Origin of the sequence: Marinobacterium sp. BA1, from assembly GCF_041155135.1 — a bacterium.
Taxonomy (GTDB): Bacteria; Pseudomonadota; Gammaproteobacteria; order Pseudomonadales; family Balneatricaceae; genus Marinobacterium; species Marinobacterium iners.
This window is the reverse complement of record NZ_BAAFHC010000001.1, coordinates 3,964,919-3,976,056: the sequence shown is the minus strand read 5'-3', so window position 1 is coordinate 3,976,056 and position 11,138 is coordinate 3,964,919. Positions and strand designations below refer to the sequence as shown.

Annotated in this window: 10 protein-coding genes and 3 pseudogenes; 4 read left to right on the top strand and 9 right to left on the bottom strand. The window is 46.8% G+C overall.

Annotated features, from left to right (window positions below; translation table 11 throughout):
* The 9 genes and pseudogenes from ACAM29_RS19115 to ACAM29_RS19075 form a co-directional block, all read right to left on the bottom strand.
* Positions 1–345: hypothetical protein (locus ACAM29_RS19115; RefSeq protein WP_369625109.1), on the bottom strand; the 345-nt coding region annotated here is incomplete at its 3' end.
* 1 nt (position 346) lies between these two features.
* Positions 347–1,300, bottom strand: coding sequence for an RHS repeat-associated core domain-containing protein (locus tag ACAM29_RS19110; protein WP_369625108.1), 954 nt, complete (start codon positions 1,298–1,300; stop codon positions 347–349).
* A 766-nt stretch (positions 1,301–2,066) separates the two neighbouring features.
* A complete protein-coding gene (locus ACAM29_RS19105; protein ID WP_369625107.1) occupies positions 2,067–2,966 on the bottom strand; it encodes an RHS repeat domain-containing protein in 900 nt (299 codons plus the stop codon).
* A 488-nt stretch (positions 2,967–3,454) separates the two neighbouring features.
* The gene (locus ACAM29_RS19100) at positions 3,455–3,850 is read right to left on the bottom strand and encodes a DUF4279 domain-containing protein (RefSeq protein WP_369625106.1); all 396 of its coding nucleotides are present in this window, start codon (positions 3,848–3,850) and stop codon (positions 3,455–3,457) included.
* A 120-nt stretch (positions 3,851–3,970) separates the two neighbouring features.
* Positions 3,971–4,698: pseudogene (locus tag ACAM29_RS19095) on the bottom strand (IS30 family transposase); the annotation flags it as partial.
* A gap of 218 nt (positions 4,699–4,916) precedes the next feature.
* Positions 4,917–5,528, bottom strand: coding sequence for an AAA family ATPase (locus ACAM29_RS19090; RefSeq protein WP_369625161.1), 612 nt, complete (start codon positions 5,526–5,528; stop codon positions 4,917–4,919).
* A 201-nt stretch (positions 5,529–5,729) separates the two neighbouring features.
* Positions 5,730–5,945, bottom strand: a complete 216-nt coding sequence (locus tag ACAM29_RS19085) for a hypothetical protein (protein ID WP_369625105.1) — start codon at positions 5,943–5,945, stop codon at positions 5,730–5,732.
* Positions 5,946–5,959: 14 nt separating this feature from the next.
* On the bottom strand, positions 5,960–6,688 hold the full coding sequence (locus tag ACAM29_RS19080; protein ID WP_369625104.1) for an RHS repeat domain-containing protein: 729 nt from the start codon (positions 6,686–6,688) through the stop codon (positions 5,960–5,962).
* A gap of 812 nt (positions 6,689–7,500) precedes the next feature.
* Positions 7,501–8,448: pseudogene (locus ACAM29_RS19075) on the bottom strand (IS30 family transposase).
* A 146-nt stretch (positions 8,449–8,594) separates the two neighbouring features.
* Between ACAM29_RS19075 and ACAM29_RS19070 the strand changes: the two are divergent.
* The 4 genes and pseudogenes from ACAM29_RS19070 to ACAM29_RS19055 all read left to right on the top strand — a co-directional run.
* A pseudogene (locus tag ACAM29_RS19070) lies at positions 8,595–8,774 on the top strand (polymorphic toxin type 33 domain-containing protein); the annotation flags it as partial.
* A gap of 8 nt (positions 8,775–8,782) precedes the next feature.
* Entirely contained in the window at positions 8,783–9,169 is a 387-nt protein-coding gene (locus tag ACAM29_RS19065; RefSeq protein ID WP_369625103.1) for a DUF4279 domain-containing protein, read from the top strand.
* 317 nt (positions 9,170–9,486) lie between these two features.
* Positions 9,487–10,491, top strand: coding sequence for an RHS repeat-associated core domain-containing protein (locus ACAM29_RS19060; RefSeq protein WP_369625102.1), 1,005 nt, complete (start codon positions 9,487–9,489; stop codon positions 10,489–10,491).
* Between the two features lie 30 nt (positions 10,492–10,521).
* Positions 10,522–10,950: a hypothetical protein gene (locus tag ACAM29_RS19055; protein WP_369625101.1), complete on the top strand. Its 429-nt coding sequence runs from the start codon at positions 10,522–10,524 to the stop codon at positions 10,948–10,950.
* Positions 10,951–11,138: the final 188 nt, after the last annotated feature.

Here is an 11,138-nt window from a genome sequence, read left to right as displayed (position 1 = left end):
ACCACTGTTGATCAATATCGGACTAACTATCACAACACTCTGCATAAAAACCACAAAAGCTAATTTGAAGGATAAAGTGGTTGGAGCATCATGATAAAAACTATCCCCTAACCCGGTAAGATATAGCACGGTTAAGCCAACAGCAGCCACTGGAAAGGCAGCGATCAAACACCGTAAATTTTCACCTACTATCAAACCGACATATAGACTTAGCCACCAAGCATTAATTAATGAATATGCATTTCGTGAATCCGAGTGTGAAAATATAACTTGCATCATCACATATCCAACAATGAAGCAAGCTATATGAATTACACCGATGTAGATTGGGTTACTAATTTTCATATTATGGAATTACTGTCAAAGGAATTATGCCATCGGGGTCATTAAGAATATCATTTAATAGTCCATCCGTTTGGTCATTTCCGGTAATCCCGCCACCTATATCAATACAACCAGCAGACCCATCCCCACTACCACCATGTAAGAAAAAGCCGTCTCTACCAAAGGTGTTTGTTCCATCATTTGGATTTAATGGCATTCGCCAATCACCCCAGTCGCCTCGTGTATTACGTGCTAAATCGCCAAAGAATCCGGGATTAGTTAAATTGCTTGCATTTCCAGTATATCCACCGGTAGGAATTGGTCCCTGATTTCTTGCAGTTTGATCAGTTGAACCATTTCGCCCAGATGATGACGGAATGTTATATGGAGACGATCCATTTTGCGGATCAACTGTAAGAGTGCCACTTGATTGGTCATATTGAAGCGCAGTAAGTCCCAAAGGATCGATGTACATCACTGGATTACTGTTCACGTAAACGTAGGTATTGAGTCCCCCGCGAAGCCCAATCGGATCACTCTGAATATACCGCCCCGTACTGGGGTCGTAATCCCTGAAGTAGTTGTAATGTAGCCCCGTTTCACTGTCAAAATACTGGCCAGGAAAGCGGAGGTTGAATGTCAGGATACTCCCAGGGGCAACAGATGCTTGCCCAAATGCATCATAGTCCGCCCGCCAGACCACCGTTCCCTGATTATCACTCACGACCTGCGGTGTATTGAGATGATCAGTGTGTATGTAGTATACGACGGCTGAAGCGGGGCCTGAATGAATTACCGCCAGTGCCTGTGTGCCCAACCAGACATATTCCACTTTTGTCTGCCCGCTATGATCAAGCTCGGCCAGCAGTTGCCCGGATTGATTGTACAGGTAGTAGGTGGTTTGGCCATTAACAGTCTTGCTTGTACGCTGACGATTGGCATTGTACGTGTAGGTTGCGCTTACCGTGCCGCTCACACTGGTGAGACTGTTGTAGCGGTCGTAGCTGAAGTTCAGGCCACCTTTACTCAGTACATTGCCATTCGCGTCGGATCCCCCATAGTTTCCTGTGTAGACTTATCACGTTTCTGCACCAAAAGGGCGTCACATCAGTCTGTGAGGCTAATTGGCTGACACAGAGTTTTGAACACTTTCGCTCCGCGAAATCGATATCCGCCAGGTCGTGCTGTGCCAGCTCACTGTGGCCTATTCCCGTGGCGTAGTAGACTTACAGGATTGCCATGTCACGTAGTCCTATACAGCGCTTTGACAAGCGCCTAGCGTTCACTATTGTACATATCTCGACTAATAGCACAACCTGCACGGCAAACCGGCACAGCCGTTCACGCCAAACCAGCAGGCCCTGTCACTTTCACCGGCCCCCACATCTGTAGGCGCTGGCCTCGAATGCACACCCTGCTGGCCAGGCGTGCACACCCAAACCGGAAAGGCGTGCACGCCACGCTGGTCAAAATGCACAAAATATACTCCTAACTTAATTATCAGCTCATCTGTTTTTTCGTTTTTTTCTATATATCTCTATCATTAGAATTAACAGTCCAACAACCGTAAAAGATGTAAGTTTGGGATGTGAGAATTCATAATATATAAGTAACTGTGAAAGAATCATATATATTAAGAATGCTATGGCAGCCCCCGCCATAGAAAAAATTCTATTTTTTTCTAACATAATAGACTATTACCGTAGCCAATAGAAACACAATTATCCATATAAAAAATTCCGTTAAACTAAAATCACAATTTGAAGTATCAGGACATTTTCCAGTGTAGATTGGGATTGGCATTTTAACTCACACTCATTTGCACATTTATTCATACAATATGTATGCGTTGAAGCTAGCTCACAAACGCCGCCCGCAGCGTAACCCCAAGGGGTGCTCTTAGTACCTACAAGGGCGCTCGTGGCAGCACAAGCTGTTGCTATACTCTGCGGCGCTTCAGAATTATCTCTACACTGAGTATAACAGCTAGCAAATTGCGCATTGTTATTTGTGCTGTCAAAGAAAGACGCTTGGCCAGAAGGACTATAGTTTTCAGCATAAACCCGTTCTCCTGAGTCACATATCCACTGATTTGGTGCAACTTTCTCACATGCCTCTAGTCCAAAAGGATCTATAAAAAGCAGCGGATTTCCGTTTGCATATAAGTAAGTATTCGATCCACCATCTAACCCTATCGGATCACTCTGAATGTACCGACCCGTGTTGGGGTCGTAATCCCGATAGTAGTTGTAATGTAGTCCCGTTTCGCTGTCAAAATACTGGCCAGGAAAGCGGAGGTTGAACGTCAGGATACTCCCAGAGGCAACAGCGGCTTGCCCAAATGCATCATAGTCCGCCCGCCAGACCACCGTTCCCTGATTATCACTCACGACCTGCGGTGTATTGAGATGATCAGTGTGTATGTAGTATGCGACGGCTGAAGCGGGGCCTGAATGAATTACCGCCAGTGGCTGAGTGCCCAACCAGACATATTCCACCTTTGTCTGCCCGCTATGATCAAGCTCGGCCAGCAGCTGCCAGGATTGATTGTACAGGTAGTAGGTGGTTTGGCCATTAACAGTCTTGCTTGTGCGCTGACGATTGGCATTGTACGTGTAGGTCGCGCTTACCGTGCCGCTCACACTGGTGAGACTGTTGTAGCGGTCGTAGCTGAAGCTCAGGCCCCCTTTACTCAGTACATTGCCATTCGCGTCTTATTCCCCACAGTTTCCCACGTAGATTTATCACGTTTCTGAACCAAAAAGTTGCCACATCAGCCTATGAGGCTGGTTGGCTGATACAGAGTTTTGAACACCCTCTAACGCACTTGGAAGAGCAGCTGGACGGAGTAGTCCAGCGAATTCACTTCGAAAATTAACAGGGTGGTAAAAGTTTGAAGAGTCAAAAGGTTAGGCAATCTTCGCTCCGATCGCACCGCAATTTGGCACAGCTGTTCACGCCAGACCAGCAATGCCTGTTAATTTCACCGGCCCCACACTTGTCCGCGCTGACCCCGAATGCACTCTCTACTGGCTGAGCCTGCACACCGAAACCGGAAAGGTGTGCAGGCTCAGGTGTCCAGATGCACATACTATATTTTTGGAATCCTATTTTTGTCCTGATTCATAATTCAATTAATAGTAACTCTAAGATCCAGACCCATCTTTATAATCTTGTTTAAGGTTTTTTGACTGATAGAAAAATCAAATGAGCTTTCAATTACCGATTCATCATTTGACAATCCAAGGTAAATATGGAGGGAGGATCGATCAGCCTCATGTATGCTAGTAGCTGAAAGTTCTTCAAACATAGCTAATAAACTATCTAATTCATCTTCTAATGGAGATGTTATTTCTGATTTATAGCACCACATACCTACATTTCTAGGTTTGCTTTTCTTCCCATTCCTTATTCTTTGGAAGCCCTTTTCATATGAATCTGTAGGTGTAATGCCAAGAGTATTGGTAACATTATTCGGATCTAATTTTGATCCTAAAAATACAATTTTAAGTGTTTTTGAGGACATTTTATCCTGTCTCATCGGTCATTTAGGTTGTCATATGGATCACCATTTGGGTCGTAAATATCCCCGGTATCCGGGTCTACCGACCAATCTGCGAATTCAACTCCGAAGTGCGATACCCGCCTATGCAGCCTGAAGGTATTCTTGGAACACCATTTCTGGCTGCCTGAATCCGAGGCATTTACGCGGCCTCAGGTTTAACCTCTTCTCTGCCCACCGCACATCTTCATCCGTAATCAGCCTCAGATCCGTACCCTTCGGGATGAACTGCCGCAGCAGCCCGTTGAAGTTCTCGTTCAGTCTACGCTCCCATGAGGAGTACGGGTGTGCAAAGTAGAACTCCGCCCCCAGCGCTTCCGCTACAGCCTTGTGTTCGACGAACTCGCTGCCGTTGTCCGCCGTGGTTGTATGTACATGGTCGGCATAGGGCATGAGCATATCGATGATCGCATCCCGCATGTCCGTAGCCCGTTTGGCGTCGACCCTGCGGACCAGATACAGGCGACTCTTACGCTCCGCCAGCGTGACCAGCGCACCGCTACCATGCTTGCCCAGAACGGTATCGACCTCCCAGTCACCAAAGCGCTCTCGCGTGTCCACGATGGCCGGACGATCGTCGATCGAAATCGGCTCCGGGATGACCGCACGCTTGCTGTTGCTGCCCTTGCGGTACCGTTTGTGTCCTTGGCGCAATGTCTTGTAGACTTGCCGCCACGGGCCTTATCGGCAGCGACATGACGGTATATCCACTCATGGCTTACCAGTAGACCAATGAGCTTGCCGATACCGCTGATCTGTTCCGGACTCCAGTGCCAAGACAACGTCAGCTCCACATACATGACGGTCTTTTCCGTGCCTGACGGAACCGTCCTTATTTACTGCATAAGCGCGCGGGTCGGATTTTTGGCCCAAATGCACATGATTCTTACAACCATTATGCGACTCAACACGACTCCCTAGCCCCGGCCTTCCTGCAAGTCCGGTCAGATTAATATAAACTAGCGGATTACCATCCACATAAGCATACGTATTCTGACCTAAAGCCTGATCAGTTGGAATAAGACGATTATTAATCAGCTATAAGCTGACTAACCATTGATGAGTGATTATTCAAAAAATGTCTCGTAACTGTATAATGCTCAGACTCTTCATATTCGATTTCCTCCACTACGCCATTATCAAGTGAAAAAATTTTAGAGTCCGGATATGCCATTAATATGGGCGAATGGGTCGCAATAATGAATTGTGATCCATCTTTTACAAGTTGGTGCATCCTTGAAAGCATAGCCATTTGCCGCGTAGGTGATAACGCGGCTTCCGGCTCATCTAAAATGTATAATCCATTTCCGCCGAAGCGATTTATCATCAGCGCAAAAAAGCTTTCACCATGTGATTGTTCGTGCAATGAGACCCCACCATATGAGTTAATAATGGGTGGTCCACCGGGACCTTCATCTAACCTTTCTATTTCCGTTGCCACATTGTAAAAACATTCTGCGCGTAAGAAAAAACCATCTTTGGGTTTTTTAAATGATCTTGATAATCGAATAAACTTCCATAGTTGCGAGTGGGATTTTCTGGTGGAAAAAGTAAAATTCTTAGTTCCACCCTCTGCATTGAATCCACATGAAACAGCTAATGCTTCAAGCAAGGTGGATTTCCCAGTACCGTTTTCCCCTATAAAAAAGCTAACTTTGGGATGAAAATCGATACTATTGAGATTTTTTTAATACAGGTAGAGTAAACGGAAATCTTTCAAAAGACTCTACTTTTTCCCTTATCAATTTTGCTGAATGTATAAATTGGGGGGCATCAAAAGATTTCACAAAATATTCCTAATAAGGACTGTTTTTCATACCCCCAGCTTACATGAATAATCGTATTATTCCAACCGATCAGACTTTAGGTCAGGGTGCTCATCAAATATTGGATTCATTATGTCCAGCAACATAGTTCCCATCAGCTTTCCAGCTGCACGGCGATAAACTACCAACTCATCCTCCGAACAATTTTTCTGAACCATGGCGACCGACTGGTTAAGTCGGTCGCCAAACTCCACCATGAGATCAACAATTTCGGTAGCTACTTCTTTTTTCATATCATTCACAATCGTCAGGTTCTTCCATACAGCGATTTACGCAATTCCAAAAGGAAAAGCCAGTTATCACTGGTCGGTAGCGCCGAATCAGAGCAACGTTCGATACAGCGGTCTTTCTTGGATTCTTGGCTATCATCTGATGGGTTGTCTTTATTGTCATACCAATCCCAAAATTCACTTGCAGCCCACCAACCAACACCAAAACCTATTACACCACCTACTACTGCACTGGGTGGTCCACCGATAGTACCACCAATGGCTGCGCCTCCTGCGGCTGTGGCTGGTGTTTCACCAGTTGGGTCGATATACATAAGTGAGTTCTGACCGGTGTATCCGTATAGGTGGTTCAGTCCATTGACGTAACCATAGCCGGGAATAGGTAATCCCATTTGTGCGGTGACCCGTCGTTGTGGATCACTAAAGTTCAGTAGGATGCCACGGGGGTCACTCTGAATATACCGCCCCGTACTGGGGTCGTAATCCCGATAGTAGTTGTAATGTAGCCCCGTTTCACTGTCAAAATACTGGCCAGGAAAACGGAGGTTAAATGTCAGGATACTTCCAGGGGCAACAGCGGCTTGCCCAAATGCATCATAGTCCGCCCGCCAGACCACCGTTCCCTGATTATCACTCACGACCTGCGGTGTATTGAGATGATCAGTGTGTATGTAGTATACGACGGCTGAAGCGGGGCCTGAATGAATTACCGCCAGTGCCTGTGTGCCCAACCAGACATATTCCACCTTTGTCTGCCCGCTATGATCAAGCTCGGCCAGCAGTTGCCCGGATTGATTGTACAGGTAGTAGGTGGTTTGGCCATTAACAGTCTTACTTGTACGCTGACGATGAGCATTGTACGTAAAGGTTGCGCTTACCGTGCCGCTTACACTGGTGAGACTGTTGTAGCGGTCATAGCTGAAGCTCAGTCCACCTTTACTCAGTACATTGCCACTCGTGTATTATACCCATACTTTCCTACGTGGATTTATCATGTTTCTGCGCCAAAAGGGCATCACATCAGTCTGTGAGGCTAATTGGCTGACACAGAGTTTTGAACACTTTCGCTCCGCGAAATCGATATCCGCCAGGTCGTGCTGTGCCAGCTCACTGTGGCCTATTCCCGTGGCGTAGTAGACCTACAGGATTGCCCTGTCACGTAGTCCTATACAGCGCTTTGACAAGCGCCTAGCGTTCACTATTGTACATATCTCGACTAATAGCACAACCTGCACGGCAAACCGGCACAGCCGTTCACGCCAAACCAGCAGGCCCTGTCACTTTCACCGGCCCCCACATCTGTAGGCGCTGGCCTCGAATGCACACCCTGCTGGCCAGGCGTGCACACCCAAACCGGAAAGGCGTGCACGCCACGCTGGTCAAAATGCACAAAATATACTCCTAACTTAATTATCAGCTCATCTGTTTTTTCGTTTTTTTCTATATATCTCTATCATTGGAATTAACAGTCCAACAACCGTAAAAGATGTAATTTTGGGATGTGAGAATTCATAATATCTAAGTAACCGCGAATTCAACTCCGAAGTGCGACACCCGCCTATGCAGCCTGAAGGTATTCCTGGAATACAATTTCGGGCTGCCTGAACCCGAGGCATTTGCGAGGCCTCAGGTTTAACTGTTTTTCTGCCTTGCGGACATCCTCGCCGGTGATCATCCGCAGATCCGTACCTTTCGGGATGTATTGGCGTAGCAGGCCGTTAAAGTTCTCGTTCAGCCCTCGCTCCCATGACGAGTACGGGTGGGCAAAATAGAACTCCGCGCCCAGCGCTTTGGTTATAGCCTTGTGCTCTACGAATTCGCTCCCGTTATCCGCCGTAATCGTGTGCACATACGCCGCATAGGGCTTGAGCATATCGATGATGGCATCCCGCACATCACTGGCCCGTTTGGCTGCTACTTTGCGGACCAGATACAACCTGCTTTTGCGCTCAGCCAAGGTAACTAGGGCACCGCTACCATGCTTGCCCAGCACCGTATCAACCTCCCAGTCACCGAAGCGCTCTCGCGTATCCACAATCGACGGGCGCTCATCTATCGAGCGCGGATCAGGGATCACCGAACGCTTGCTGTTGGCGCCTCTACGATACCGTTTATGGCCCTGGCGCAGCGCTTTGTAAAGCTTGCCGCCACGCACCCTGTCCGCCGCCACATGGCGGTAGATCCACTCGTGGCTCACCGGTAGGCCGATGAGCTTGCTGACGCCGCTGATCTGTTCCGGGCTCCACCGCCAGGATAAAGTCAATTCCACATAGCGAACGACCCGTTCCGGCAAGCGGTATTTGGCGGCACCTGTACGCCTCCGCATGGCCTGTTGATGCGCTTTGCCGGGATTGTATGCCTCTCGGCTACTGTTGCGTTTCTACTCCCGATAGACCGTCGAACGATGGACTTTGACTGCTTGGGCAATCGCTGTTGCTGGACTTCCCTGCGCAAGAAGAACCGATATCTGGTATCGTTTCCCCTCGGTCAACTGCTGATAACTCATGGTGATACATCTTTTACTTTGGCGAGCGAAAGCGTACCACTAATCAGCAGTTGGCCACCGCTCGCCGTTCAACCATGAGTGTCGCACTTATTATCTGAACTCCCGAGGGGGCATATAATGAATCTGACTCACCATCTGACAAAAAGCTTTCTCCTGGAGAAATCGATAAGCTCAAGGGCGCTGGAGTTGATCCTCATGATTTAAAACCTAAAAAACAAGGATCAAGATATGATTTATTCAAAGACAAAGATGGTAATATTGTAGTTAAGCCTAGAAATGGTAAAGGTCCGGGGGATCCAACAGGTTATAATATAAATAATTTTTAGGTAATCTCATGGAATCATACATTGAACTATCTGTTATTAGCTCTATCTTATGCTCTGATGAAATTGTTAATTTTCTGGGTATGCCTGCTGATAAGAATTGGAATACAGGTGACAAAATAGAAAACACCATCATGGTGGAAAAAGAGAGTGGGTGGCTAATAAAATCAAAAAAAATTAAAAATGTTGAGTTGGATATCCAAATTAATTCCATTATAAATCGAATAAAAGGAATTGAATATAAGTTTAAAGAAATATCCACTTTGAACGAAACAGATGTTCAACTGTCAGCTGTGATTTATTACGAGAAGGAACCCCCTCTTTTCTTTAAAAAGGAAATAATTACATGGTTGAGTGAAATAGGTGCATCAGTCGATATAGATCTATACGCCATTTGAAATAATATTAACCCAGCGGTAATTTAGGTCTGTCAATCATGGCTCGGAGCCCCGTCATAGCAGAGCCTTATCCGACAAGAACCGCCGCCGGGTTAATAAATAGGAGTCAAAACATAAGATTTATAGATTCTGGCCATAGGAAGAGGGTTCAAAACTCTGTATCAGCCAACCAGCCTCATAGGCTGATGCAGCAACTTTTTGATGCAGAAACGCGATAAATCCACGTAGGAAACTGTGGGGAATAAGACGCGAATGGCAATGTACTGAGTAAAGGTGGCCTGAGCTTCAGCTACGACCGCTACAGCAGCCTCACCAGTGTGAACGGCACGGTAAGCGCAACCTACACGTACAATGCTCATCGTCAGCGTACAAGTAAGACTGTTAATGGCCAGACCACCTACTACCTGTACAATCAATCCGGGCAGCTGCTGGCCGAGCTTGATCATAGCGGGCAGACAAAAGTGGAATATGTCTGGTTGGGCACACAGCCACTGGCGGTGATTCATTCAGGCCCCGCTTCAGCCGTCGTATACTACATACACACTGATCATCTCAATACACCGCAGGTCGTGAGTGATAATCAGGGAACGGTGGTCTGGCGGGCGGACTATGATGCATTTGGGCAGGCAACTGTTGCTTCTGGAAGTCCCCTTACCTTCAACCTCCGCTTTCCTGGCCAGTATTTTGACAGCGAAACGGGGCTACATTACAACTACTATCGGGATTACGACCCCAGTACGGGGCGGTATCTTCAGAGTGATCCGATTGGGTTGGATGGAGGGCTCAATACATACGCTTACGTCTATAACAATCCCATCATGTTTTACGATCCTTATGGTCTTTGGGCATGGGGTGATCCACTTCCCCAAGGCGTCGTTGATTTCTCTGCTGGCTTTGGCGACACAATTTCTTTTGGTGCCACCGATTGGGTTCGTAATCAAATGGGAACCAATAGCGCACTGAATAAATGCTCAGGTGCTTATAGTGGTGGTGAGTGGGCTGGAATCGCCTATGGATTTGCAGCAGGAGGGGCAGCAGGTTGGCGAGCGGCAGGAAGCAAAGCCGCAGGTAAAGAGTTCTCGCATTGGATACCCAATAGGATGAGCGGCCCGCGTTCCATTTGGAATGGGAACTATGTTTCGACTAGGACGCATGCTTTATCAGATCCGTTTAGATACCGCTTTATGCCGAGAAGCTGGAAAAGCAATAACCCCATTTGGCCAGCGTGGAAACGTCAGCTTACAAGGCTTCCAAATTGGGCAAAGGGTTCTGGTATTGGCGGCGGTGCGGCAGGTGGAAGTGCTGCTAATGGCGGGGATTGAGGTTGCCAAAATTAATCAGGACAAGAATTCATGAAAACATTTGTAAGTTTTGAATCAGGTTTTTCACATGAAGGGAAAGCCGGGAGTCCTCCCGGCAAAAAGTTGGCTCAGTATTTAAATGAAGGTTTAAGAAATGCTGGTTTTCAAGTTAGTGTACCGCAAAACCGTGAAGACTGGGCTTGGGATTTTTTACTAGATAAAAACTGCTACCGGATAGAAAGCATGGTTGGGTATGTGAATGATTCACCCGTTCAGTGGCTGATCACAACTCATCTGCACTTTTCATTTTGGAAAAATTTATTTGCAAGTTCAGTTAAAATACAAGCTGAAAGTGAGCTAAAAAGCTACTGTCGGGCGATCCATGAGCTTTTATCCGACAGTCGTTTCCAGACTGTTCGCTGGTACGATCAAAGGGATTTTGATCAAAATGCGACAGAAAAATGGGCGGCGTCACCATAACCCTCACTGAAAAAGATCCTCTCAGACTATGGGCACTATTAAGCGCCCATAGTTTTATCCGTATTCTGGATTTTTTCCTCAGGGGAAAAGCGCGATTTCCATCGCTCGATAATTCAGAGATCATCAAAGAAACTTCAATGGCGAGAATTTTTGAGCGAGAGAATACTTTGTCTCGACAATGGAACTGG

Excerpts from the sequence above, each read along its gene's own strand:
- ACAM29_RS19100 (WP_369625106.1), bottom strand. The coding sequence starts at position 3,850 with ATGTCCTCAAAAACACTTAAAATTGTATTTTTAGGATCAAAATTAGAT.
- ACAM29_RS19085 (WP_369625105.1), bottom strand. The coding sequence starts at position 5,945 with ATGAAAAAAGAAGTAGCTACCGAAATTGTTGATCTCATGGTGGAGTTT.
- ACAM29_RS19065 (WP_369625103.1), top strand. The coding sequence starts at position 8,783 with ATGGAATCATACATTGAACTATCTGTTATTAGCTCTATCTTATGCTCT.
- ACAM29_RS19055 (WP_369625101.1), top strand. The coding sequence starts at position 10,522 with ATGAAAACATTTGTAAGTTTTGAATCAGGTTTTTCACATGAAGGGAAA.